Source organism: Rhizorhabdus phycosphaerae, assembly GCF_011044255.1.
GTDB lineage: Bacteria > Pseudomonadota > Alphaproteobacteria > Sphingomonadales > Sphingomonadaceae > Rhizorhabdus > Rhizorhabdus phycosphaerae.
Genome location: NZ_CP049107.1, coordinates 3,694,844 through 3,718,720 on the forward strand (window position 1 = coordinate 3,694,844; position 23,877 = coordinate 3,718,720).

Annotated in this window: 20 protein-coding genes; 8 read left to right on the top strand and 12 right to left on the bottom strand. The window is 66.9% G+C overall.

Going from position 1 to position 23,877, the window contains the following annotated elements; genetic code table 11:
• The 3 genes from G6P88_RS17210 to G6P88_RS17220 form a co-directional block, all read right to left on the bottom strand.
• A complete protein-coding gene (locus tag G6P88_RS17210; RefSeq protein ID WP_165324278.1) occupies positions 1 to 417 on the bottom strand; it encodes a protein tyrosine phosphatase family protein in 417 nt (138 codons plus the stop codon).
• 9 nt (positions 418 to 426) lie between these two features.
• Positions 427 to 2,193, bottom strand: coding sequence for a DNA helicase RecQ (gene recQ / locus G6P88_RS17215; protein WP_165324279.1), 1,767 nt, complete (start codon positions 2,191 to 2,193; stop codon positions 427 to 429).
• Positions 2,194 to 2,301: 108 nt separating this feature from the next.
• Positions 2,302 to 4,116, bottom strand: a complete 1,815-nt coding sequence (locus G6P88_RS17220; protein WP_165324280.1) for an ABCB family ABC transporter ATP-binding protein/permease — start codon at positions 4,114 to 4,116, stop codon at positions 2,302 to 2,304.
• Positions 4,117 to 4,306: 190 nt separating this feature from the next.
• On the opposite strand from G6P88_RS17220, the gene G6P88_RS17225 reads away from it, so the two are divergent.
• Entirely contained in the window at positions 4,307 to 4,717 is a 411-nt protein-coding gene (locus G6P88_RS17225) for a BLUF domain-containing protein (RefSeq protein ID WP_165324281.1), read from the top strand.
• An 86-nt stretch (positions 4,718 to 4,803) separates the two neighbouring features.
• Here the strand turns inward: G6P88_RS17225 and G6P88_RS17230 are convergent, their stop codons facing one another.
• From G6P88_RS17230 to G6P88_RS17245, 4 genes are all read right to left on the bottom strand, one after another.
• The gene (locus G6P88_RS17230; RefSeq protein ID WP_165324282.1) at positions 4,804 to 6,135 is read right to left on the bottom strand and encodes a methyl-accepting chemotaxis protein; all 1,332 of its coding nucleotides are present in this window, start codon (positions 6,133 to 6,135) and stop codon (positions 4,804 to 4,806) included.
• Positions 6,136 to 6,313: 178 nt separating this feature from the next.
• On the bottom strand, positions 6,314 to 6,970 hold the full coding sequence (gene npdG, locus G6P88_RS17235) for an NADPH-dependent F420 reductase (protein WP_165324283.1): 657 nt from the start codon (positions 6,968 to 6,970) through the stop codon (positions 6,314 to 6,316).
• Entirely contained in the window at positions 6,967 to 9,300 is a 2,334-nt protein-coding gene (gene cofH, locus G6P88_RS17240) for a 5-amino-6-(D-ribitylamino)uracil--L-tyrosine 4-hydroxyphenyl transferase CofH (protein WP_165324284.1), read from the bottom strand. The genes npdG and cofH overlap by 4 nt, the downstream gene beginning before the upstream one ends.
• 181 nt (positions 9,301 to 9,481) lie before the next feature.
• Positions 9,482 to 10,807 (bottom strand): MFS transporter, encoded by a 1,326-nt coding sequence (locus G6P88_RS17245; RefSeq protein ID WP_165324285.1) that lies wholly within the window; start codon positions 10,805 to 10,807, stop codon positions 9,482 to 9,484.
• A gap of 163 nt (positions 10,808 to 10,970) precedes the next feature.
• Between G6P88_RS17245 and cyoA the strand changes: the two genes are divergently transcribed.
• From cyoA to G6P88_RS17280, 7 genes are read left to right on the top strand one after another with little or no spacing between them, the layout of a single operon-like run.
• The gene (gene cyoA, locus G6P88_RS17250) at positions 10,971 to 12,176 is read left to right on the top strand and encodes a ubiquinol oxidase subunit II (protein WP_165324286.1); all 1,206 of its coding nucleotides are present in this window, start codon (positions 10,971 to 10,973) and stop codon (positions 12,174 to 12,176) included.
• Positions 12,177 to 12,193: 17 nt separating this feature from the next.
• Complete coding sequence (cyoB, locus tag G6P88_RS17255) at positions 12,194 to 14,200, top strand: cytochrome o ubiquinol oxidase subunit I (protein WP_165324287.1); 2,007 nt, start codon at positions 12,194 to 12,196, stop codon at positions 14,198 to 14,200.
• A 2-nt stretch (positions 14,201 to 14,202) separates the two neighbouring features.
• Complete coding sequence (cyoC, locus tag G6P88_RS17260; RefSeq protein ID WP_165324288.1) at positions 14,203 to 14,829, top strand: cytochrome o ubiquinol oxidase subunit III; 627 nt, start codon at positions 14,203 to 14,205, stop codon at positions 14,827 to 14,829.
• Entirely contained in the window at positions 14,826 to 15,215 is a 390-nt protein-coding gene (cyoD, locus tag G6P88_RS17265; protein ID WP_165324289.1) for a cytochrome o ubiquinol oxidase subunit IV, read from the top strand. Before cyoC ends, cyoD begins: the two co-directional genes overlap by 4 nt.
• A gap of 2 nt (positions 15,216 to 15,217) precedes the next feature.
• Positions 15,218 to 15,922, top strand: coding sequence for an SURF1 family protein (locus tag G6P88_RS17270; RefSeq protein ID WP_165325267.1), 705 nt, complete (start codon positions 15,218 to 15,220; stop codon positions 15,920 to 15,922).
• Between the two features lie 3 nt (positions 15,923 to 15,925).
• Entirely contained in the window at positions 15,926 to 17,233 is a 1,308-nt protein-coding gene (locus G6P88_RS17275; RefSeq protein WP_165324290.1) for an ATP-binding protein, read from the top strand.
• On the top strand, positions 17,230 to 17,763 hold the full coding sequence (locus G6P88_RS17280; protein ID WP_165324291.1) for a response regulator transcription factor: 534 nt from the start codon (positions 17,230 to 17,232) through the stop codon (positions 17,761 to 17,763). Before G6P88_RS17275 ends, G6P88_RS17280 begins: the two co-directional genes overlap by 4 nt.
• A gap of 2 nt (positions 17,764 to 17,765) precedes the next feature.
• Here G6P88_RS17280 and astD read toward each other — a convergent pair whose 3' ends face one another.
• Genes astD through G6P88_RS17305 form a run of 5 tightly spaced genes read right to left on the bottom strand, consistent with a single transcriptional unit; the run spans position 17,766 to position 23,803 of the window.
• Positions 17,766 to 19,166, bottom strand: coding sequence for a succinylglutamate-semialdehyde dehydrogenase (astD, locus tag G6P88_RS17285; RefSeq protein WP_425594499.1), 1,401 nt, complete (start codon positions 19,164 to 19,166; stop codon positions 17,766 to 17,768).
• 5 nt (positions 19,167 to 19,171) lie between these two features.
• The gene (locus G6P88_RS17290) at positions 19,172 to 20,182 is read right to left on the bottom strand and encodes an arginine N-succinyltransferase (RefSeq protein ID WP_165324292.1); all 1,011 of its coding nucleotides are present in this window, start codon (positions 20,180 to 20,182) and stop codon (positions 19,172 to 19,174) included.
• The gene (locus tag G6P88_RS17295; RefSeq protein WP_165324293.1) at positions 20,182 to 21,384 is read right to left on the bottom strand and encodes an aspartate aminotransferase family protein; all 1,203 of its coding nucleotides are present in this window, start codon (positions 21,382 to 21,384) and stop codon (positions 20,182 to 20,184) included. Before G6P88_RS17295 ends, G6P88_RS17290 begins: the two co-directional genes overlap by 1 nt.
• Positions 21,381 to 22,784 (bottom strand): FAD-binding oxidoreductase, encoded by a 1,404-nt coding sequence (locus G6P88_RS17300; RefSeq protein WP_165324294.1) that lies wholly within the window; start codon positions 22,782 to 22,784, stop codon positions 21,381 to 21,383. Before G6P88_RS17300 ends, G6P88_RS17295 begins: the two co-directional genes overlap by 4 nt.
• The gene (locus G6P88_RS17305) at positions 22,781 to 23,803 is read right to left on the bottom strand and encodes a DUF1338 domain-containing protein (protein WP_206335809.1); all 1,023 of its coding nucleotides are present in this window, start codon (positions 23,801 to 23,803) and stop codon (positions 22,781 to 22,783) included. The genes G6P88_RS17300 and G6P88_RS17305 overlap by 4 nt, the downstream gene beginning before the upstream one ends.
• Between the last annotated feature and the right edge of the window lie 74 nt (positions 23,804 to 23,877).

Consider the following 23,877-nt stretch of genomic DNA (forward strand, 5'->3'; position numbering starts at 1 on the left):
TCAGCGCGGACCGATCAGCGGCTTGATCGGCGAGATGTCATAGCCCGCCGCAGCGGCCTTGGCAGCGAGCGCCTCGGCATCATCGCCTTCCAGCCCACGGGCGAGGGCCCAGACGAAGGTCGAGCGCGTGCCCGAGCGGCAATAGGCGAGCACCGGACCACCGGCCTTGGCCAGCGCGTCGCGCATCGCCTCGACCTGGTTCAGCGAAAAGCCGCCATGGGTGATCGGGATCGCGACATAGGCGAGCCCGGCGGCGCGGGCGGCTTCGCGGATTTCGTCGCCCGAAGGCTGGCCGGGTTCTTCCTGCTCGGGCCGATTGTTGATCACCATGCGGAAGCCCTGTGCCGCCGCTGCCTCGACGTCCTCGACGCTGATCTGTGCTGCGACCGAAATGCTGTCGTCGATCTTGCGGAACATGGACGTCTCCTAATCCCCGTGCGTGCGAATGACGGCGAGGAAATCCTCGCCATAGGTTTCAAGCTTCTTCGCCCCTACGCCGGATATCTGCCCGAGGCCAGACAGAGTCTCTGGCCGGAAAGCCGCCATTTCGCGCAGCGTCGCGTCATTGAACACGACATAGGGCGGCACACCCTGCGCCCGGGCAAGGTCGCGGCGCAGCTCGCGCAGCTTCTCGAACAGCGGATCGTGCGGATGATCCTCGGCGCCACGCTGGCGCCGCTTGCGGCTGCGTTCGGGGGGCAGGACGAGCGGCACCTTGTCTTCGCCCTTCAATATGCCCCGCGCGGCCGGGCCGAAGGACAGGCCGCCATATTCGTCGGCGCGCAGCGCATCGCGCGCCAGCAGGGCGCGGGCCACCGGTTTGATGAGCTTGAGCTCGCCTTCGTCCGCTATGCCGAACACCGACAGCCGGTTGTGCCCGGCCATCAGGATCTTCTCGGTCTCGCGTCCACTGAGCACGTCGGTGAGATGCGTGACGCCGTAGCGCATCTCGGTCCGGAAGGCGGCGGAGAGCAGTTTCTGCGCGACCAACGTGGCGTCGATCCCGGTCGGCGGCGACAGGCAATTGTCGCAATTGCCGCAGCGCTCGGGCGGGTCCTCGCCGAAATGACCGAGCAATATGGCGCGCCGGCAGGTCGGCGCCTCGACCAGCATCGCCATTGCGTTGAGCCGCTGGCGCTCGCCCGCGCGACGGCTCTCCTCGACGTCGGTCTCGATCCGGCGCCGCGCCCGGGCGAAGTCCTCGGCGCCCCAGAACAGCTGGGTAGCGGCGGGTTCGCCATCGCGGCCGGCGCGGCCGGTTTCCTGATAATAGGCCTCGATCGACTTGGGCAGGCCGGCATGGGCGACGAAGCGGACATCGGGCTTGTCGATTCCCATGCCGAAGGCGACCGTCGCGACCATCACCATATCCTCGGACGCGACGAATGCCTTCTGGTTGGCGGCCCGGATCGCCGGGTCGAGCCCGGCATGATAGGCGCGGGCCGATCGCCCCGCCGCCGAAAGCTGCGCGGCGAGCCGTTCGGTGGCGTCGCGGGTCGGGGCATAGACGATGCCGGGGCCGGGATTGTCGTCGATGAAGCCGGCGATCTGCCGCGACACGCCATCGCGCGGGGTGATTCCATAGCGGATATTGGGCCGGTCGAAGCCGGCGAGGATCAGCCCATCGGGTTCGATGCCGAGTTGCGCCAATATGTCGTCGCGGGTGTGCCGGTCGGCGGTCGCGGTCAGCGCCAGCCGGGGCACGTCCGGGCGCGCGTCGAGCAGCCCGCGCAGCAGGCGGTAATCGGGCCGGAAATCATGCCCCCATTCGGACACGCAATGCGCCTCGTCGATCGCGATCAGCGCCAGCGGGATCTGTGCGATCAGGCGGCGGAAGCTGTCGGAAGAGACGCGCTCGGGTGCGACATAGAGCAGGTCGAGCGATCCCGACCGCAGCCGGTCGATCGTCTCGTCGCGATTGTCATCGGCCGAGGTGAGCGCGGCGGCGCGGATACCGGCGGCTTCGGCCGATCGCACCTGATCGTGCATCAGGGCGATCAGCGGCGAGATGACGAGGCCCGTGCCCGGGCGGCATAGCGCGGGAATCTGGTATGTCAGCGACTTGCCGGCGCCGGTGGGCATCACGGCCAGCGTGCCCAGCCCGGCCATGACCCGTTCGATCACATCGGTCTGGCGGCCCCGGAACTGCGCATAGCCGAAGGTCTGTTGCAGGGCTTCCAGGGGGGTGGGCATGGCGGCCTTCTAGAGGGCTGGCAGCTGAGGTCAAAGGCGCGATCGCGAAATCGCGGTCAAGCCATGCGCTTATCTTGCGAGGTCTCTCCGCTGGCGCGATGCTGCCCGTCAGGCCGCCTCGCGTTCCTCGGACTCGCTCGCCTGGCGCATCCACATCTCGGCATAGAGGCCGTCGCGCCCCATCAGCTCGGCATGGGTGCCGCGCTCGACGATCTGGCCCGCCTCCAGCACGACGATCTCGTCGGCATGGACGATCGTCGACAGGCGATGGGCGATGACGATCGTCGTGCGCCCCTCCTCGACGTTGCGCAGCGTCGACTGGATGTCGGCTTCGGTCCGGCTGTCCAGCGCGCTGGTTGCCTCGTCGAGGATCAGGATGGGAGGATTTTTGAGCAGGGTCCGTGCGATGGCGACGCGCTGCTTCTCGCCGCCCGACAGTTTCAGGCCGCGTTCGCCGACCTTGGTGTCATAGCCCAGCGGCAGCGAGAGGATGAAGTCGTGGATCGATGCGCCGCGCGCGGCCGCCTCGATCTCCGCCTGTGTCGCACCCTCGCGACCGTAGCCGATATTATAGCCGATCGTGTCGTTGAACAGGACGGTGTCCTGCGGGACGATGCCGATCGACCTCCGAAGAGAGTCCTGTGTCACCTCCGCAATGTCCTGATCGTCGATCAGGACGCGGCCGCCCGTGATGTCGTAGAAGCGATAGAGAATGCGCGCGAGGGTGGACTTGCCCGCTCCCGACGGCCCGACGACCGCCAGAGTCCCGCCCGCCGGGATGGTCAGGTCGATGCCTTTCAGGATCGACCGCTCGGGATCATAGGCGAAATGGACGTCGTCGAACCGCACCATGCCACCCCGTACGACCAGCGCAGGCGCGCCGGGTTTGTCCACGACCTCGGCCGGGGTATCGATCAGCCGAAACATGGCCTCCATATCGATCAGCCCCTGCCGGATCTCGCGATAGACCATGCCCAGCAGGTCGAGCGGGCGGAACAGCTGCATGAGGATCGTGTTCACGAATACGACGTCGCCGGGCGAGAACCAGCCCCGGCTCCAGCCATAGACGCTGTAGCCCATGGCGCCGGCCATCATCAGGTTGGTGATCAGGGCCTGGCCGACATTGAGCCATGCCAGCGAGGTTTCGTTGCGCGTGGCGGCGCGGGCATAGGCCGCCACTGCCCGGCCGTAATTTTCGGTCTCGCGCCGCTCGGCGCTGAAATATTTGACGGTCTCATAGTTGAGCAGCGAATCGACCGCGCGCGCCGAAGCGCGCGTATCGGACTCGACCATCTCGCGGCGCATCTTCGCACGCCATTCGGTCACCTTCTGGGTGAAGACCGTGTACGCGGCGATTGCGAGCAGCGTGGCCACGACCAGCTCGATGCCGAATTTGAAGAAGAAGATCAGGCAGACGGCGGTCAGCTCGAAAATGGTCGGTCCGATGTTGAACAGCAGGAAGTAGAGCATCGTGTCGATGCTCTTGGTGCCACGCTCGACGATCTTGGTGAGGGCACCGGTCCGGCGTTCGAGATGGTAGCGGAGCGACAGGCGGTGCAACTGGCCGAACACTTCGACCGAAAGCCGCCGTGCCGCGTCCTGGCCGACCAGTTCGAAGATCGCATTGCGCAGATTGTCGAACAGCACGCCGCCGAAGCGGGCTGCCGCATAGGCAAGGACAAGCGCCAGCGCGATCGTCACGCCAGGTTCGAAGCCAGGCGCCATCCGGTCGATCACCGCCTTATAGGCGAAGGGCATCAGCAGGACCGCGCCCTTCGCCGCCAGCACGAGCAGCATTGCGATCACGACCCGCGCACGGAGCGTCGGGGCGTCCTTCGGCCAGAGATAGGGCAGGAAGCGTTTCAGCGTCGCCCATCCCTGTTCGGGAACGGCGGTGGAGGCGGAGAAATGGTCAGGAGGCATCGCTGAAGAAGATAGGGACCGCGTGCCTCGGAGGGAAGGCCGATCCCATCATTGGTGGAGGAGCCTTGCGAGGCGGTGGCCAGTGGAGCGATAAGGGGCGGCGCCACTTTGCGCGTCCGAGTTTAGAAAAAGGTAAGGAACCAGACCGCATTGGCTGCAGTTGGACGCGATGTGTCGCGAGAGGTGCCGGATGTTTCTGCAGTTGGTCTATATCAGCACGGCGCGGCCGACGCTCGAACTGTCGGATGTCGAATCCATCCTGCAGACGTCACGGCGGCGCAATGGCGCTGACGGCGTGACGGGGCTCCTGATCTTCGACGGCAAGCGGTTTCTGCAGGCGCTCGAAGGGCCCGAGGCGCAGGTCGCGAAGACCTATGAGCGGATCCAGGCCGACCCCCGGCATCGCGCGGTGGTGCAGCTGAATCGGGCAGAAGTGAGCGAGCGGCAGTTCGGCCAATGGGCGATGGCGAGCCAACTCGTCGGGCCGGTCATGGGCTCCGGCTCCATGGTCGAGCAGGTGGACCAGCTGACCGACGCGATCGAGGATCCGAATATCAAGGCGACCTTGCGAAGCTTTGCCCGCGTTCGTGGCGCAGCCTGAACGGGTGAGTGCACCAAAGAAAAGGGGGCGAAGCCGACTGCGGCTCCGCCCCTTCTTCGTTCGCCAGAGGAGCCGCTGTGGCCGCTTCAGGCAGCCCGTCTCAGTTTGAAGTCCTGCCGCGCGGCGCGGTTGTCGATGGTGAACCGTCCCATCTGCTGGGCCAACTGATCCGCTTCCTGGCCAAGGCTATAGGCCGCGGCCGTCGCTTCCTCGACCATGGCCGCATTTTGCTGGGTCACCTGGTCGAGTTCGTTCATCGTCGCGTTGATCTCCGACAGGCCGGTCGCCTGGGCGTCCGACGTGGCCGCGATCGCGCGGACCACGGCGGTTATGTCGCCGATCTTGGCGATGATCTTCTGTTGTGCCTCGCCGGCCTGGGCGACCAGTCGAGCGCCCTCATTGACCTCGCGACAACTCGCCTCGATCTTTGTGGCGATGTCCTGTGCCGCATCGGCGGACCGCTGGGCCAGCGCGCGGACCTCCGATGCGACGACTGCGAAGCCCTTGCCGGTTTCGCCGGCGCGCGCCGCCTCGACCCCGGCGTTCAATGCCAGCAAATTGGTCTGGAAGGCGATGCCTTCGATGACGCTGATGATCTCGGAAATCTCTCGCGAAGAGCGTTCGATCCCGTTCATCGACGCGGTGGCGGCATGGACGATGCCCTCGCTCTCAGTGGCCTGGCTCTGGATGTCGCCGACCAGCGCTGCCGCCTTGCGGGCTTCCTCCGCAGAGGACGCCACCGACGTCGACAGCTCGGTCAACGCCGCGCTGGTCTCTTCGAGGCTGGCGGCCTGGCGCTCCGTCCGGCCGGAGAGGTCGTCGGAAGCGCGCCGGATCTCCCGGGAACCGGTCCGCACGCCTTCGCTTGCGGACGACAGCGCCTCGAGCGTTTCGGCAAGGCTGTCGATCGTGCGGTTGAGATCGGCCCGTAGCGCCTCGAATTCCTGCGGAAAACTGTGGCCGATACGGCAGCGAAGATCGCCTTCCGCCAGTCGGTGCAGCGCGTCGCCGACGGACTTGACGACCATGCGCTGCGATTCCGCAGCCGCCTGTCGATGCTCTTCGGAGATGCGCAGATTATCGGCATTCTTCCGGAAGATTTCCAGGGCTGCCGCCATCCGTCCGATGCAGTCTTCATGATCGCGGAACGCGATCGGGGTCGCCAGATCCCCGGCGGCAAGGCCTTCCATGCGGACGACGGTGGCAACATAGGGGTCGCAGATGAGCGCCTTGGAGAACAAGGCTATGGCGAGCGTCGTCACCGCGCCCAGCCCGAGTATCGAGATCGCCGCCCAGGGATGGACCGGACCTAAGATCATCACCGACGCGCCGGTCAGGGCGGTGCAAAGCAGGAAGGCGCAGCTTAGGATGTCGAATTTCTGGCGGATAGGCGCGTTCTTTGCGAACCAGCGGATCATGAGCAAACTCCGGCGATCAATTTGTGAACGCCGTACAACGCACCCCGTCACACGGCAGGGCAGGCCTAATCCGAAAGTCGTAAAGGCTTTCTTGCTGAACTACGTAGTTTTACGAAAAAAGACGTCCAAAATCGCGCAATACGGTCTCTCAATTCACCTGAGCCCGCGCGACAGGGCGTCAACCGGCAGGCGGGGTGAGCGTGCCGGTGATCCTGATTCCCGCCCCGTCGACCTGATAGGTCTTGTTGAGGAAGATCAGGATCGAGGTCATCGCCTCGGCGGCTGCCGAGTTGACCAGGGCTCCGGCGTGCAGGCCGCGCAGGCCCATGGCGTCGGCAAGGGCGACGACCTCCGCTCGCGCGTCCTTGTCGTCGCCGAAAACGAGCACGTCGCAGCCGATGTCCGCGTCCGAAGCGAGCTTGTGCGCGGCTACATTGTGGAAGGCCGATACGACGCGTGGTCCTTCCCCCAGCAAAGCTGCGGCGCGAACGGCCGCGCTGCCTTCTGGCGGCATCTGAACGCGCATGACCTTGGGCGGTACGAGCGGCACCGTCGTGTCGACGACGATCTTGCCCGACACATGCGGCGCGATCTCGGCCAGCGTTTCGGTCTGGGCGGCGAAGGGAACGGTGACGATCACGATGTCGCCCTGCGCCGCAGCCGCAGCATTGCTGTCGGCGGCGGTCACGCCGAGATCCCCGGCGGTCGCCTGCGCCTTGGCCGGGTCGCGCGAGCCCAGGATCACGGCATATCCGGCCTTTCCGAGCCGATAGGCGATCGCGGCGCCAAGCTTGCCGGTGCCGCCGATGATGGCGATCGATGGGATCGAGGTCATTGCTGATACTCCAGAAGGGCAAGGCGCCTGTCTTCGACGCGGTGGTAATTGGTCGTGCGCTGCGCGATCGGTCGGCCCGCCGCCCGGGCGAGATCGATCATCGCATCGCGATCGAGGCACTGGCCGTGCGCACCGCCCGCGGCACGGGTGATCGATTCGTCCATCAGGATCCCGCCCAGATCGTTCACCCCGCAATCGAGCAACTGGCGGACGCCCTCGGCGCCGAGCTTCACCCAGGAGGCCTGGATGTTCGGGATGACGGGATGGAGGACGATCCGTGCGATCGCGTGCATCAGCAGCGTTTCGCGCCAAGTCGGCCCCGAGCGGGCGAGGCCCTTGCGCCAGATCGGCGCCTCCATGTGGACGAAGGGCAGGGGGACGAACTCGGTGAAGCCGCCTGTCTCGGTCTGCAGTGTGCGCAGCCGGATCAGGTGGCGGGCCCAATGCTCGTAGCGATCGACATGGCCGAACATGATCGTCGCCGTGCTGCGCAGGCCGACGCCATGGGCGGCGCGCATCACCTCGAGCCAGGCATCGGCGCTCAGCTTGTCGGGACACAAGATTGCCCGCACCTCGGGATCGAGGACCTCCGCGGCGGTGCCGGGCAGCGTCGAAAGCCCCTCGTCGCGGAGCCGGGCGAGATAATCCTGTACGGGGAGGCCTAGCGTTTCCGCCCCATGGCTGATCTCGAGCGGGGAGAAGGCGTGGATGTGGATGCCCGTTGCGGCGGCGCGAACCGCACGGACGATGTCGACATAGGTGCGCCCGTCATAGGCGGGATGGATGCCGCCCTGCAGACAGACCTCGGTCGCGCCCCGTTCCCAGGCCTCGGCGGCGCGGCGGCTGACCTCGGCGAGGTCGAGACGATAGGCGGGCCCGCGCTCGGAGCGGGTCGATCCCTTGGAAAAGGCGCAGAAGCCGCATTTGTATAGACAAATGTTGGTGTAGTTGATGTTGCGGTTGACGACATAGGTGACCGTGTCGCCGACCGCCTCCCGGCGAAGCGCGTCTGCGGCGGCGAGGACCGCTTCCAGATCGCCATCCTCTGCTCCGAACAGCCGCGCAATATCCGCCTCGCCGACTTCGCTGGCGGACAGGGCTCGCTCCAGGATCCCGTCGAACGTCGCGCTTGGGCCCCGCTTCGCCAAGCGTGAAGCGGGAAGGGCGTCGCCGGTGCCCGGCGACCATCCATCAGTACGCGGCAGGCCGCGTCCGTCGATTGTGCGCCGGACGACGGGAGCGAGGGCGGGATCGAGCCAGCGATCGGCGTCGAGCGCATGGCGCGGGCCGATCGCGAGCCGTTCGCGCAGGCTGCGTCCGGCCCGCGCGGTGGCGCTCTCCAGAGCGTCGAGATGGGGCCAGGGCTTTTCCGGATTCACATGGTCCGGCGTCACCGGCGATACCCCGCCCCAGTCGTTTACGCCGGCGCGGAGCAGTGCGCCGAGCGCGGCTTCGTCGTGCAGGTTGGGCGGCGCCTGGATCGTCATCGCCCCGCCCAGGATGAGTCGCGCCGCGGCGATCGTCCAGAGATGGTCGTCGAGCGACGGCTCCGGTCGATCGGCCATCCGCGTTCCCGGTTTCGCCCGGAAATTCTGGACGATCACCTCCTGGATATGGCCGAAACGGGCGTGGAGGTCGCGGATCGCGACCAGCGTCTCGATCCGCTCGCGCCGGGTTTCGCCGATACCGATCAGCAGGCCCGTGGTGAACGGCACCGCCGCTCGTCCCGCCTCCTCGATTGCGGCGAGGCGCGCGGCCGGGCGCTTGTCCGGCGAGCCATAGTGCGGGCCGCCGCGCTCGCACAGCCGCTCGGCGCTGCTCTCCAGCATCAGTCCCATCGATGCGGCGACCGGGCGAAGAGCCGCATAGTCGACGGCGTCCATCAGGCCCGGATTGAGATGGGGCAGCAGCCCCGTTTCCGCGAGCACCATCGCCGCCATGTCGCGCAGATAGCCAAGCGTCGATTCATGGCCGCTCTGCGTGAGCGCAGCGCGGGCGGCCGGGTAACGGTCCTCGGGCCGGTCGCCGAGGGTGAACAGCGCCTCGCGACAGCCGGCCGCCACCCCGGCGCGGGCGATGTCCCGTATCTCCTCTGGTGAGAGATAGGCTTTACCCGCCCTGGCGGGGGTCGTCGCGAAGGTGCAATAATGGCAGACGTCGCGGCAAAGCCGGGTCAGCGGGATGAAGACCTTGCGCGAATAGGTGACGATCGGGCCATGGGCGTCGAGCGTGATCGCTTCGGCCCCGTCGATCGTCTCTCGCAGTGACAGCGCGCCTAGCCGGGCATCCCATTCGGCCGCAGTCAGGTCGCCTTCCGTGCTCGTCCTCACATCCTCGCCCGTACTTTTCTACCGGTGTCCCGGCCGCCTTTTTTGGCGGCATTACGGGACTTCGCACAGTGCTGGGGGAGCGGGGGAAGGCTTGTCAACCGGCGGCCAGAACCGCCGGTAGCGCGGGATCATCAGGTGAACGGCGCCGGTATCGCCACGACGTGACGATAGCGAATGTGGCTCATTCGATCGTTTCGGCGAGCTCGCGATTGAGCCACAGGGCCACGAGCGTCGCGGCGGCGCCGGACAGCAGATAGGTGCCGGCGGACAGCAGGCCGAACTCGGTCGCGAGGACGAGCGCCGCGAGCGGGGCGAAGCCTGCGCCGAACAGCCAGGCGAGGTCCGACGTCAGCGCCGATCCGGTATAGCGATGCCGCTGCGAGAAGCGCGACGACAGTGCGCCCGAAGACTGGCCGAAGGACAGGCCGAGCAGCACGAAGCCGAGCAGCATGAAGATCGCCTCGCCGGTTTCGCCGGCATCGAGCAGCTGCGGCGCGAAGCCGCTGAAGACGGCGATCGCGGCGGCCGATGCCGCGAGGACCGTGCGGCGGCCGAAGCGATCGGCGAGATAGCCCGAGGCGACGATTGCGGCGATGCCGAAGCAGGCAGCGACCGCCTCGATTACAAGAAAGCGGGTCGGGCTGTCGTCGGTGAACAGGAACACCCAGGACAGCGGAAAGACCGTGACCATATGGAACATGGCGAAGCTTGCGAGCGGAGCGAAGGCGCCGAGCGTGATCGTCCGCCATTCGGTGCGCGCGGTTTCGAGCAGGGGCGCGGGCTGCAGTTCGCGGCGCTCGAACAGCGTGTCATATTCGGGCGTCACCACGATGCGCAGACGGGCGAACAGCGCCACGACGTTGATCGCGAAGGCGACGAAGAAGGGGTAGCGCCAGCCCCAGCCCAGAAAGTCCTCCGCAGGCAGGGCGGCGATCAGGAAGGTGAAGAGCAGGCTCGCCACGACAAGGCCGATCGGGGCGCCCAGCTGCGGGATCATCGCATACCAGCCACGCCGCTTCTCCGGCGCGTTGATAGCGAGCAGCGACGCCAGACCGTCCCAGGAACCGCCCAGGGCGACGCCCTGGCCCATGCGGAACAGCGCCAGCAGCATCGCCGATCCGTGACCGATCGTCTCATAGCCGGGCAGGAAGGCGATGGCCGCGGTCGAGCCACCTAGCAGGAAGAGTGCGATCGTCAGCTTGGCGCCACGGCCGTAGATGCGGTCGACCTGGGTGAAGATCAGCGTTCCCACGGGCCGCGCGACAAACGCAAGCGCGAAGATGCCGAAGGAGTAGAGCGTGCCCGTCAGCGCATCGACATAGGGGAAGACGAGGCTGGGGAAGACCAGCACCGAAGCGATTGCATAGACGAAGAAGTCGAAAAATTCGGAGGTGCGGCCAATAACGACGCCGACCGCGATCTCACCCGGCGCCACCTTGTGGTGGCCCGCGTGCAGACTGCGGGCATCTTGCTCCGCGGTCGTGCCGTTGATCGACTGCGCACTCATCCTTCGACTCCTCGGTGTGCCTCCGGAGGGCACGATCAGGCCATGGTCCATGCTCCGGCGAATCGCTCCGCCGGACGGCCGCTTATCGGTCATTGATCCTGCTCAAAGGGATTGGACAAAATGTCCTATGTGCGCCGCAGCAGCGCCGTTCTACCTGCGCGCCATGACCCAAAGATCGCGCCGACTCACATCTCTTTGGCAGGTTTCCAAGCGTCTGCCGCTGGTTTCCGCTGCGGCACTCCTGTCGGGGTGCAACATGGTGGTGCTCAATCCGGCCGGTGATGTTGCGATGCAGCAGGGGCGCCTTGTGGTGATGTCGACGCTGTTGATGCTGTTGATCATCGTGCCCGTCATCGCGCTGACGCTGCTCTTCGCGTGGAAGTATCGCGCGGCCAACAAAGAGGCGCGCTACGAGCCGGACTGGGATCACTCGACCCATCTTGAGCTCGTCATCTGGTCGGCGCCGCTGCTGATCATCATTTGTCTGGGCGCGCTGACCTGGGTGGGGACGCACCTTCTGGACCCATGGCGGCCCATCTCGCGCACTGCACCGGGAAAGCCTGTCGCCGCCGAGGTGCGTCCGCTCGACGTGCAGGTCGTCGCGCTCGACTGGAAATGGCTGTTCATCTATCCCGAGCAGGGCATCGCGACGGTCAACGAGCTGGCGCTGCCGGTCGACCGACCCGTGCGTTTCCGCATCTCCGCCTCTTCGGTGATGAACAGCTTCTATGTGCCTGCGCTCGCGGGGCAGATCTATGCAATGCCGGCGATGGAGACGAAGCTCCACGCGGTGCTCAACAAAGTCGGCAGCTATGAAGGCTTTTCGGGCAATTACAGCGGTGCCGGTTTCTCGACGATGCGCTTCCGGGTGAAGGGTCTTAGCGAGCAGGGCTTCGCAGCCTGGGCCGATGAGGCACGGCGCGCGCCTGCGCGGCTCGACCGTGCGACCTATCTGAAGCTCGAGCGGCCCAGCGAGCGCGAGCCGGTGCGCCATTATGCCGCAGTCGAACAGGGGCTGTTCGACGCCGTCGTCAATCTCTGCGTCGAGCCGGGCAAGATGTGCATGCGCGATATGATGGCGATCGATGCGCGCGGCGGCATGGGCCTGGCGGGCATCCATAATGTGCGTGCGCTCGAATATGACAAGTTCGCCGGCCGTGGCACCGTCCCCTTTGCGACCACGTCGCAGCCGATGATGGTGGCCGCCACCTGCGTGCCGATGAAACCGCGCGAGCAGGCGGAAGAAGCCGTCAAGCTGACCAGCCTGGCGCCGCTGAAAGGCTTCGGCCTCAGCCGACCCGGCGTTTCCTCGCCGCTGCTCACGCTGGCCGCCAACACCACCTCCGCCGCGCCGCGCCGCGCGTCCTGATCACCGGGAAAGAGAATATGACGTCCGCTCCCACTCCGATCGATCCGATCTTCGGGCGACTGTCGCTCGACGTCCTGCCGCTGCACGAGCCGATCGTCGTCGCCACCTTCATCGCGGTGGTGATCGGCGGCGCGGCCGTTCTCGGCCTGATCACCCGCTACCGGCTCTGGGGCTGGCTGTGGCGCGACTGGTTCACCAGCGTCGACCACAAGAAGATCGGTATCATGTACATGGTGCTCGGCCTGATCATGTTCCTGCGTGGCTTCGCCGACGCTATCATGATGCGCCTTCAGCAGGCGATGGCCTTCGGCGGGTCCGAGGGCTATCTCAACGCTCACCATTATGATCAGATATTCACCGCCCATGGCGTGATCATGATCTTCTTCGTGGCGATGCCCTTCGTCACCGGCCTGATGAACTACGTCGTGCCGCTGCAGATCGGCGCGCGCGACGTGTCCTTTCCCTTCCTGAACAATTTCAGCTTCTGGATGACGGCGGCGGGTGCTGGCCTGGTCATGTGCTCGCTGTTCGTGGGCGAGTTCGCGCAGACCGGATGGCTCGCCTATCCGCCGCTGTCCGGCATCGCCTACAGCCCTGCGAGCGGCGTCGACTATTATATCTGGGCGCTCCAGATAGCGGGCGTCGGCACGACATTGTCGGGCATCAACCTGGTCGTGACGATCCTGAAGATGCGCGCGCCGGGCATGACGATGATGAAGATGCCGGTGTTCACCTGGACCTCGCTCTGCACCAACGTGCTGATCGTCGCGTCCTTCCCGGTGCTCACCGCCGTCCTCGCGCTGCTCAGCCTCGACCGCTATGTCGGCACCAACTTCTTCACGAACGACTTCGGCGGCAGCCCGATGATGTACGTGAACCTGATCTGGATCTGGGGCCACCCGGAGGTCTACATCCTGATCCTGCCGCTGTTCGGCGTGTTCTCCGAGGTCACCTCGACCTTCTCGGGCAAGAAGCTCTTCGGCTATACCTCGATGGTCTATGCGACGATCGTCATCACGATCCTGTCCTACCTCGTCTGGCTGCACCACTTCTTCACCATGGGGTCGGGCGCCAGCGTCAACAGCTTCTTCGGCATCACCACGATGGTGATCTCGATCCCCACGGGCGCCAAGCTCTTCAACTGGCTGTTCACGATGTATCGCGGCCGGATCCGCTTCGAGCTGCCGATGATGTGGACGATCGCCTTCATGGTGACCTTCACCGTGGGCGGCATGACCGGCGTTTTGCTCGCCGTGCCACCGGCCGACTTCGTGCTGCACAACTCGCTTTTCCTGATCGCGCACTTCCACAATGTGATTATCGGCGGCGTGCTGTTCGGGCTGTTCGCGGCGATCAACTTCTGGTGGCCCAAGGCCTTCGGCTTCAAGCTCGACGTCTTCTGGGGCAAGATCAGCTTCTGGTGCTGGGTGGTCGGTTTCTGGCTCGCCTTCATGCCGCTCTATGTCCTCGGCCTGATGGGCGTCACCCGCCGGATGCGCGTGTTCGACGATCCTTCGCTCCAGATCTGGTTCGTCGTCGCGGCGATCGGCGCGGTGATCATCGCGGCCGGTATCGGCGCCATGCTCGTCCAGTTCGCGGTCAGCATCTGGAAGCGCGAGGAACTGCGCGACGAGACCGGCGATCCCTGGAATGCGCGGACGCTCGAATGGGCGACCAGCTCGCCGCCGCCGGACTATAACTTCGCCTTCACCCCGGTCATCCATTCGCTCGACGCCTGGTACGACATGAAGGCGCGAGGCGCGGAGCGTCCGGTGACCGGCTTCAGGGCGATCCACATGCCCAGCAACACGGGGACCGGCATCATCCTGGCCGGGCTCAGCGCGGTCTGCGGTTTTGCCCTGATCTGGTACATGTGGTGGCTTGCCGGCCTGAGCTTCCTCGCGCTGCTCACCGTCGCGATCGTCCACACCTTCAACTATCGGCGCGACTTCTACATCCCGGTGGAAACCGTCGAGGCGGCCGAAGCGGTGCGGACGCGCCAGCTCGCCGCGCAGGGAGCATGACGATGCAGGACCAGGCCATGACCTCCGCCGGACCGGTATCCTTCTACGACCTCGACGAGCATGCGCATCCCGAGGGGCACAGCACCATGCTGGGCTTCTGGATCTACCTGATGAGCGACTGCCTCATCTTCGCGATCCTGTTCGCCTGCTATGCGGTGCTCGGCGCCAATCTCGCCGCAGGCCCCGGCCCGAAGGACCTGTTCGATCTGCCGCTGGTCGCGGTGAACACCGCTATGCTGCTCTTCTCGTCGATCACCTATGGTTTCGCGATGCTGGCGATGCAGCGCGGCGCCAAGGGCGCGGTGCTTGGCTGGCTCGCGGTGACCGGGCTGTTCGGGGCGGTGTTCCTCGGCATCGAGTTGTACGAATTCCACCACCTGGTCCACATCGGCGCGACGCCGCAGCGCAGCGCCTTCCTGTCGGCCTTCTTCACGCTGGTCGGTACCCACGGGCTGCACGTGACTTTCGGCACGATCTGGCTGATCACGCTGATGGTGCAGGTGTCGCGCCATGGGCTGATCCAGGCGAATCAGCGCCGGCTGATGTGCCTCAGCCTGTTCTGGCACTTCCTCGACGTCATCTGGATCGGCGTCTTCACCTTCGTCTATCTCATGGGAATGCTGCGATGAGCGCCGACCACAGCCCGGTCCACGGGCACGCCGATCACCACCATGCCGATCATGGCGGAAGCGGCCATGGCACGATGCGCGATTATGTGATCGGCTTCCTGCTGTCGGTCGTGCTGACCGCCATCCCTTTCTGGCTGGTCATGGCCAGGCCCTTTCCGGCGGGCGTCACGGCGGCGCTGATCGTCGCCTTCGCGGTCGTGCAGATGGTCGTCCACATGGTCTACTTCCTGCACATGAACGGCAAATCGGAAGGCGGCTGGACGATGACCGCGCTCGTCTTCACGCTGATCCTCGTCGTGATCATGCTGACCGGGTCGCTCTGGGTGATGTACCACCTCAACGCCAATATGATGCCGATGCCGCACGACATGAGCCAGATGCCGTGACGATGCGCCGTCCGGCACGGACGGGCGCTGCGCTCGTCCTGCTGGCGCTCGTGCTGGTCTTCGTGGCGCTGGGCGTGTGGCAGGTCCAGCGTCGGGCGTGGAAACATGCCCTGATCGCGACCGTCGAAGGGCGTGTGCATGCCGCGCCCGTAGCACCGCCCGCGCCGGACAACCTCGCGCCGGCAGCGGTGGCGGACCTCGCCTATCTCCGCATTTCGGTGCGGGGGCGCTACCGCTCTGGCCCCGACATCCTGGCCCGCGCGGTCAGCGATCTGGGGGCCGGATATTGGGTGATGACGCCGTTCGACACCGACACAGGCTACACGATCCTCGTCAACCGCGGCTTCGTCGCACAGGACGCGAAGCCGCGCGCGGGTTGGAGGCCGGCGGGCTCGGTAGTCCTGACCGGCCTGCTGCGCCCATCCGAACCGGGGGGCGGTTTCCTGCGCGCCAATGATCCGGCCGCCGGCCGCTGGTATTCGCGCGACGTCGCTGCGATCGCCCGCGCGGTGAAGCTGGGGCCGGTCGCGCCCTATTTCGTCGACGCGGATCGATTGCCTGGCGGGGATGGCCCAGTGGGCGGGCTGACGGTGATCCGCTTTTCGGATAATCATGCCGTCTATGCGCTCACTTGGTTCGTCATGGCCCTGATGTCCGCCTTCGGCGCCTGGCGGCTTTTGCGCCCCGTCCGCTCATTGGCGGACTGACGGATGGCAGAGGAAGTCCGGCAGGGCTGGCCCAGCGGCGGCGACGATACCGGCCGCCGCAACATGGAGCTTCTCCTCCAGCTGCGCTGGATCGCGGTCGGCGGGCAGCTGTTCACGATAGCCGTCGTGCGGGGCGTCCTGGGCGTCGAAATCCCGCTCGTTCCGCTGTTGGTGGTGCCCGCGCTGCTGGCGGTCATCAACCTGCTGAGCTGGCCGCTGATCCAGCGGCGCGGCGCGGTGTCGAACGCCGAACTGACGATCGCGCTGCTGATCGACGTGGCGGCGCTGGCCTGGCAACTCCATCATAGCGGCGGGCTCGACAACCCGTTTACGTCGCTCTTCCTGTTGCAGGTGGTGATCGGAGCGATCCTGCTCGAGCCACGGTCCTCCTGGGGCATCGTCGCAGCGACCTTTGTCGCGCTCGCCATGCTCTCGCTCGATCCGCAGCCGCTGGTTCTTCCGGGGCGATACGCCGAGGATCCGATGCACCTCTATCTGCAGGGCAGCATTGTCTGCTTCGCGCTGATCGCGGTACTGCTGGTCGCCTTCGTCGCGCGGATCAGCCGCAACCTGCGGGAGCGCGACTCGTCGCTCGCCAAGGTTCGCCAGCGCGCAGCGGAGGAGGACCATATCGTCCGCATGGGCCTGCTGGCCTCCGGGGCGGCGCATGAACTGGGAACCCCGCTGTCCTCGCTGTCGGTGCTTATCGGCGACCTCAAGCGGATGCCCAAGCTGGCGGACGATCCCGACCTGCGCGAGGACCTCGCCGACATGGATGCCGCCGTACAGCGCTGCAAGGCGATCGTCAGCGGCATATTGATGTCGGCGGGTGAGGCGCGCGGCGTCGCTCCCAGGGTAACGACGATGCGAAGCTTCCTCGACGGAATCGTCGAGGAATGGCGCACCATCCGCCGCGCTGGTGCGATCGACTATGTCGACCGTTTCGGCGAGGATGTACCGATCGTCTCCGATCCGGCGCTCAAGCAGGTGCTCGGCAACATCATCGACAATGCAGCCGATTTCTCGCCGGACTGGGTCGGCATCAGCGCGACGCGCGAGCAGGATGCGCTGATCCTGGAAATCGCCGACCGGGGGCCGGGCTTTTCGCCAGACATATTGTCGTCCTTCGGGCAGCCCTATCGATCGACGAAGGGCAAGCCCGGCGGCGGCCTGGGCCTGTTCCTGCTCGTCAATGTCGTGCGCAAGCTGGGCGGCGATGCGGAGGCTGGCAACCGCGACGGGGGCGGGGCCTATGTCCGCGTCCGGCTGCCGATCGCATCGCTCGCATACAAGAAGGAAGTGCGGACGTGACCGACCAGAAACTGCTCGCGATCGTCGAGGACGATATCGGCTTCGCTCGCACGCTGAAGCGAAGCTTCGAACGGCGTGGCTATGCCGTGATCGTCGCGCACAGCCATGAAGAGCTGGTCGAGCTGCTGCAGACCTACCGCCCGGGCTTCGCGGTGGTCGATCTCAAGCTCGGCGGCGCGTCGGGGCTGGTCTGCGTCCACACCCTGCGCGCGCAGGACGAGGCGATGAAGATCGTCGTGCTGACCGGCTTTGCCAGCATCGCCACCGCCGTTGAGGCGATCAAGCTGGGTGCGTCTTACTATCTCGCCAAGCCTTCCAACACCGACGACATCGAGGCTGCCTTCGCACGGGTCGAGGGCGACCCCGATGCCGTGGTCGAGGGGCGCCAGTCGTCGATCAAGACCGTGGAGTGGGAGCATATCCACCAGACGCTGGTCGAGACCGACTTCAACATCTCCGAAACCGCCCGCCGGCTGGGCATGCACCGCCGGACGCTGGCCCGGAAGCTGGAGAAGCGCCAGCTGCGTTAGGCCTATAGGCCGTTGACCGGCACCGCCGTGACGCCTTCCGACTCGAAGCTGGCGATCGGATAGGCGCAGTAATCGGCCGCATAATAAGCGCTGGGCCGGTGATTGCCCGAAGCGCCCAGACCGCCGAACGGCATATTGCCCGCTGCCCCGGTGGTCGGCCGGTTGCGGTTGACCACCCCGGCGCGGCTTTCCTCGACGAAGCGCGCCCACAGCGCCGCGTCGGCGCTGACGAGGCCGGCGGACAGGCCATAGACGGTATCGTTGGCGGTGCGGATCGCTGCGTCGAAATCGGGCACCCGGATGATCTGTGCGACAGGCGCGAAGATCTCCTCGTCGGGCAAGGCGATGCCGGTCGTGTCGAGGATGGCGGGCGCGACGAACGCGTCCGAGCGGCCGGGGAGGCGATCGAAGGCGCGGATCGTGCGGGCGCCGGCGGCGACCATTGCCGCGACGCCCTGGCGGGCGCGGTCGGCGGCGGGCGCGGAGATCAGTGGGCCCATGAAGGCCTCACCCGGCGCGTCCCAAGAGGCGATCGGCAGGCGCGCCGTCAGGGCTTCCAGCGCATCGACGATGGCGTCGCCCATGCGTCCCTCTGGCACGATGATCCGCCGTGCGCAGGAGCATCGCTGGCCGGTCGTGACGAAGGCCGAATTGACGATGATCGAGGCGGCTTCCTCCGGCGAGTCCCACACGATCAGCGGGTTGTTGCCGCCCAGTTCGAGCGCCATGATGACGTGCGGGCGGTCGACCAGCGCGCGGCGCAGCGCCGCGCCGCCCTGCGGCGATCCGGTGAACAGCAGCCCGTCGATGTCCGAAGAAACCAGCGCGCGGCCAGTGTCGGGGCCGCCCTGGACGAGGCCGAGCAGCCCCCCGGGCAGGCCCGCGTCGCGCCAGGCGGCGACCATCGCCTCGCCGATCGCGGGGGTCAGCTCGGACGGCTTGAACACCACCGCATTGCCGGCCAGCAATGCCGGTACGATATGGCCGTTTGGCAGATGGCCGGGGAAATTATAGGGGCCGAGCACCGCCATGATCCCATGGCCGCGGTGGCGCAGGACGGCGCGTCCGAAGGGCATGTCCGCCGCGCGTTCGCCGGCGCGCTCGGCCATCGCCGCGATCGAGATGTCGACCTTGCCGATCATGGAACCGACTTCGGCCCGCGTTTCGCACAGCAGCTTGCCGGTCTCGCGCGACAGCAATTCGGCGAGCGCCTCCCGGCGTTCTCCAAGGATGGTGGCATAGCGTTTCGCGACCGCGATGCGCTCTTCGGCCGGGGCTGCGCGCCAGGGACCAAGCGCCGCACGCGCCGCAGCGACTGCCCGCGCGACATCGGCCGGGCCGGAGACCGCGCCGCGCCAGACAACGCCACCGCTCGCGGGGTCGGTCGAAACCAGTTCTTCCATCATCGTCATCCGTTGCTGATCCTGATCCGGTCATTGTCGCCGACGCCGAGCGCGCGGGCCGTATCGGCGTCGATCGTCGCGACGTCTTCGTGCACCGTTGCATGCGCCTGCACGGCGCGGAACGCCTCGATGTCGACGGTCGAGAGAAGGTGCGGCACCGCGTCGATGTCGGGCGTACCGACGCTGACGCGCGCGACGCGACTGGCGCGCAAGGTCAGCAGATTGTCGCGGCCGCAGGTCATGGTCGGCCCGCCGTCGAAAATGTCGATCAGCCCCGATGCCTCGAACCCCTCGCGCTCCAGCAGCCGCTTCGCCGCCTCGCCATCGCGGTGGACACGCCCGATCGCGCGACAGGCTTCGCCGTCGATCAGCTCGACATAGATCGGGTGGCGCGGGGCGAGGTCGAGGATGAATTGCCCGTCGGTCGAGGTGACCATGCGGTCGGCTTCCTCGAACGGCAGGCGAAAGAATTTGGAGGCGACCCCGTCCCAGAAGGGCGAATGATCGCGCTCGTCGAACCAGCCGCGCAGCTCGGCCATCACCGTCTCGGAAAAGCGCAGTGGCGCCGATCCGATCAGCATGTAGCGGCTGCGCGCGAGCAGGCGTCCGGCGCCGCCACTGCGCCTCTCGGGGCGGAGGAACAGCGAGCCGACCTCGGTCCAGCCGCCGCATTCGTTGACCAGCACCAGCGCCTGATGGTCGAAGCGCATGTCGATCGCGGCGCTGTACTGGGCGAGCGTCATCACCCGGAAGGAGAAATGTGGGCGGCGCATGCCGACAGCCGCCCGAACCCCGGCGACTCCCTCGATCCGACCCGTCGCGGAATCCTCCAGCATCAGCGTGTACCAGGCCTCGGCCGGCGCCACGCTGCCGGCGAAGCTGTCGGCGGACAGTTGCAGCCGCTGCGCCAGGACGTCGCGATCCTCGGGCAGGCTGGTAAAGCCCCGGCCCGAGAGGACCGCGAGCTCCATCAGCGCGGGCAGGTCCGCCGGCCCGGCGGGCCGGACCACCAGCATCAGGCGGCCGCTTTCGCCAGACGCGCCCGCGCGTCGTCGCAGGCCGCGTCGAGCCGCTTGACCGCTTCCACGATCTCCTCGGAGGTGATGATCAGCGGCGGCAGCAGCCGCACGCAATTCTCGCCGCCGCCCGCGACCAGCAGGTCATGGTCACGCGCGATGGCCATGAACTCGCGGTTGTTGGGGATCATCTTGAGGCCGATCAGCAGGCCCTTGCCGCGCACTTCGGCGATCAGGTCGGGATGGCGGCCGGCCAGTTCGGTCAGGCGCTCGCGGAACTCGGCGGAGACGGCCTCGACATGGGCGAGCATATCGGGTCGGGCGATCTCGTCGAAGGCGGCAGTCGCGACGGCCATCGCCAGCGGGTTGCCGCCGAAGGTGGAGCCGTGGACGCCGACGATCATCCCGCTCGCGGCGTGATCTGTCGCGAGGCAGGCGCCGACCGGGAAGCCGCCGCCGAGCGCCTTGGCAACCGCCATGATGTCGGGCGCGGCATCCTCGAACCACTGATGCGCGAACAGCTTGCCGGTCCGGCCCATGCCGCACTGCACCTCGTCATAGATCAGCAGCACGCCATGCTGGCGCGTCAGCGCGCGCAGCCGTGTCAGCCATTCGCCCGACAGCGCCCGCGCGCCGCCTTCGCCCTGGACCGGTTCGACGATGACGGCGGCCGTGGTCGGCCGCGCGACGGCCTCCTCGATCGCGGCCTGGTCGTCGAGCGACAGCTGGACATAGCCGGGCAGACGCGGACCAAAGCCTTCGAGATAGGTGGCGTTGCCCGAGGCATTGATTGCCGCATAGGTCCGGCCGTGAAAGGAGCCGGCAAAGCCTATGATGTCGATCCGCTCAGGCTGGCCGGCGGCAGCGTGGAAACGGCGCGCGGTCTTGATCGCGCATTCGACGGCTTCCGTGCCCGAATTGGCGAAATAGACGACGTCGGCGAAGCTGGCGTCTGTCAGCCGGCGGGCGAGCGCCTCCTGCCCCGGGATGCGGAAGATGTTGGAGACGTGCCACAGCTTGTGCGCCTGCGCCTCCAGCGCGGCGACCAGCGCCGGGTGGCAATGGCCCAGCCCGTTGGTCGCGATGCCGGCGACGCAGTCGAGATAGGTGCGGCCGTCCTCGTCGGTCAGCCACACGCCCTTGCCACTGGCCACCGCGATCGGCGCGCGGTTGTACAGCCCCATGATGCGATCGTCGGTCATCCCCGGTCCTCCATGTCGAAATCCACGCGCCCGATCGGCTGGGGCGCGACAAGCTGCTGGATGCGGCCGGCCAGCCGGCGTTCGGTCGCCGGCACCAGACGCGCATAATAGGGTGCGTTGACGGGGCCGAGCCCGTGCTCCGCACTGAAACTGCCGCCATAGTCGTTTACGACGGCATCGAAGATCATCGCGCGTGCCGCCTCGCCCTCGGCGGGCACATAGGGTCCGGCCTCGGGCGGCCAGACGAGATTGAAGTGCATGCCCCCGTCGCCGATATGGCCGAAGTCGCACAGCCGCAGCTGCGGAGCGGTGGCGGCCAGCCGCTCGATCAGGTCGGCGCGAAAGCGCATCACGTCGCCGCGGCGCAGCGAGACGTCGCAGCCGATCACCTTGCCCGAGGCGCGCAGGCCTTCGGGGATCGCGTGGCGGATCGCCCAGAGGCCGTCGTCATGGGCAATCGCGATGTCGATCAGACCGTCCTTTGCTCCATCCATCCAGGGCTCGAGCGTCGATGCCAGCGCATCCGCGAGCATCGCCTCGGACAGCGCCGCGCCGCCGGACAGCTCGACCAGGACGGCATAGGGCGGCACGCCGCCGGCGAAGGGCAGGCGCAGGCGCGGAACATGGGCGAGGGCGGCTTCCATCGCGGGGTGCGACATGCCCTCGAAGGCGGTGAGCAGCGTGCCGAGCCCGGCTTCGAGCGGCGCGATCAGCTCGACGGCGACCTCGGGCCGGTCGAGCGCGATCAGCGCGGTGATGCGGTTGGCGGGCTTCGGCTGCAAAGCGACGGTCGCGCGGGTGACGATACCGAGCGATCCGGCACCGCCGATCCACAGCTGCTTGAGATCGAGCCCGCTATTGTCCTTCCACAGCCCGCGCCCGAAACGGAGGATCGTGCCCTCCGGGTCCGACAGCACGACCTCCAGCCCCAGCAGATTGCGGCGCACGTCGCCATGGCGCAGCAGCCGCGCGCCGCCGGTGTTCGCCGAGACCATCCCTCCTATCGAAGGATCCGCGCCGAGATCGATCGGGAAATAAAGACCGTGCTCGCCCGCTGCCGCGTTGAGGCTCGACAGCAGCACGCCCGCCTCGACCTCGGCGGTGCGGTTGACCGCGTCGATTACGGGCGCTGCGTTGAGACGCTCAAGGCTGAGCACGATCTGGCGGTCGGCGAGGCCTGCGCCGACGAGGCCCGACCGGGCGCCCTGCGGCACCAGCCGGTGGCCGGATGCATGGGCCGCGCGGACGAGCGCCGAGACCTCCTCGGTCGAAGAGGGCCGCACGACGGCGAGCGCGGCGCCGCCGCCCTGCCGTCCGTCAATGTCATAACGGGCCAGATCCTCGGGCGCGTCGAGCAGGTTGCGCTCGCCGACGATCGCGGCCAGGCCGTCGAGGGTCATGCGACCTTGGTCATCTGGAAGATGCCGGTCGCATTGCCGCTGTCGAAGCTGAGGTCCAGCCGGCCCGTCTCCGGATCGCTGTCGCGGGTAATGAATTCGTAGAAGGAGCCCGGCACCTGCTGCTCAATCTGGCCGTCATCGGTCCGGAAACTGCGGATGACGGGATCGGCGCGATAGGCAGTCTGGCGGACGCGGCCATTGGCGGAGACTTCGACGCGGTCCTTGATCGGCCGGCCCAGCGCACGCTGCCGGTCGGCGAGCGCTTCGACGTCGGCGACACGGTCGGTCGCATGGTTGAAGGCGTTGCCCTCGGTCGCGATCCAGGCGGCCTCTGGCGAGGCGGCGCGCAGGGCGTGATAGTCGTCGAGCGTGGGAATGTCGTGATGGCGGCCGAAGGCGGCGAGCAGTTCGGGGAGACCCGCCGCCGCCACGGCGAAAGGTGCCTTCTGCGTGGCCGACAGCGTGTCGAGCAGCGTCCGGGCGGCGCTTCCAAGCGGATCGCGCGACTGGCCGAACACGCGCGCGGCGACGGTGCCGAAGTCTTCGTCAAAGCGATCGACGTGCAGCTCGCTCACGAAATATTGCGGAACCGTCTCGGCATGGTCGAGGTGGCAATAGGCGCGGCCGGTCATGTTGAGGCGCGGGAGCGGATAGAGCCCCGCGACGGCGTAGCCGAGCGGCTCCAGGATGCGCGAGAAAGCCAGCTGCCCGGCCGGCAGCGCACCGGTGGGGCCATCGGCGAACAGTATCGTCCGGATTGCGCCATGGTCGAAGCAGACCTTGCCGCCTTCGGCGCGCCGATCCTCGACATAGGCCGCCCCGCTCGGCACCGCGTGCAGCAGGCCGTCGAACAGGCAGGCGCCGAGCGCCATCGCCACCTCTCCGCGGGTCACTTCCTCGCCATCACCGCTGCCGATCGTCGCGTCGATCTCGACGACTTCGAGCAGTCGACGTGTGGCGTCCGTGCCAAGCTGGGCTTCGATCAGGCGTTCGACGGCGCTCATATCCGGTTCCATCATGAAGTGAACTGACGATGCGCCTATTTACCGCCTTGAGCGCTTATCTCAAAATGGCATAGCTTCATCTATAGATG

What these genes read in the sequence shown, in the direction of transcription:
- astD (WP_425594499.1), bottom strand. Translation starts at nt 19,166, where the DNA reads ATGGAAGAACTGGTTTCGACCGACCCCGCGAGCGGTGGCGTTGTCTGG.
- G6P88_RS17270 (WP_165325267.1), top strand. Translation starts at nt 15,218, where the DNA reads ATGCGCCGTCCGGCACGGACGGGCGCTGCGCTCGTCCTGCTGGCGCTC.
- cyoD (WP_165324289.1), top strand. Translation starts at nt 14,826, where the DNA reads ATGAGCGCCGACCACAGCCCGGTCCACGGGCACGCCGATCACCACCAT.
- G6P88_RS17300 (WP_165324294.1), bottom strand. Translation starts at nt 22,784, where the DNA reads ATGACCCTCGACGGCCTGGCCGCGATCGTCGGCGAGCGCAACCTGCTC.
- G6P88_RS17210 (WP_165324278.1), bottom strand. Translation starts at nt 417, where the DNA reads ATGTTCCGCAAGATCGACGACAGCATTTCGGTCGCAGCACAGATCAGC.
- G6P88_RS17230 (WP_165324282.1), bottom strand. Translation starts at nt 6,135, where the DNA reads ATGATCCGCTGGTTCGCAAAGAACGCGCCTATCCGCCAGAAATTCGAC.
- cyoC (WP_165324288.1), top strand. Translation starts at nt 14,203, where the DNA reads ATGCAGGACCAGGCCATGACCTCCGCCGGACCGGTATCCTTCTACGAC.
- cyoB (WP_165324287.1), top strand. Translation starts at nt 12,194, where the DNA reads ATGACGTCCGCTCCCACTCCGATCGATCCGATCTTCGGGCGACTGTCG.
- G6P88_RS17275 (WP_165324290.1), top strand. Translation starts at nt 15,926, where the DNA reads ATGGCAGAGGAAGTCCGGCAGGGCTGGCCCAGCGGCGGCGACGATACC.
- G6P88_RS17295 (WP_165324293.1), bottom strand. Translation starts at nt 21,384, where the DNA reads ATGACCGACGATCGCATCATGGGGCTGTACAACCGCGCGCCGATCGCG.
- G6P88_RS17305 (WP_206335809.1), bottom strand. Translation starts at nt 23,803, where the DNA reads ATGATGGAACCGGATATGAGCGCCGTCGAACGCCTGATCGAAGCCCAG.
- G6P88_RS17225 (WP_165324281.1), top strand. Translation starts at nt 4,307, where the DNA reads ATGTTTCTGCAGTTGGTCTATATCAGCACGGCGCGGCCGACGCTCGAA.
- npdG (WP_165324283.1), bottom strand. Translation starts at nt 6,970, where the DNA reads ATGACCTCGATCCCATCGATCGCCATCATCGGCGGCACCGGCAAGCTT.
- cyoA (WP_165324286.1), top strand. Translation starts at nt 10,971, where the DNA reads ATGACCCAAAGATCGCGCCGACTCACATCTCTTTGGCAGGTTTCCAAG.
- G6P88_RS17220 (WP_165324280.1), bottom strand. Translation starts at nt 4,116, where the DNA reads ATGCCTCCTGACCATTTCTCCGCCTCCACCGCCGTTCCCGAACAGGGA.
- G6P88_RS17290 (WP_165324292.1), bottom strand. Translation starts at nt 20,182, where the DNA reads ATGCTGGTGGTCCGGCCCGCCGGGCCGGCGGACCTGCCCGCGCTGATG.
- recQ (WP_165324279.1), bottom strand. Translation starts at nt 2,193, where the DNA reads ATGCCCACCCCCCTGGAAGCCCTGCAACAGACCTTCGGCTATGCGCAG.
- G6P88_RS17245 (WP_165324285.1), bottom strand. Translation starts at nt 10,807, where the DNA reads ATGAGTGCGCAGTCGATCAACGGCACGACCGCGGAGCAAGATGCCCGC.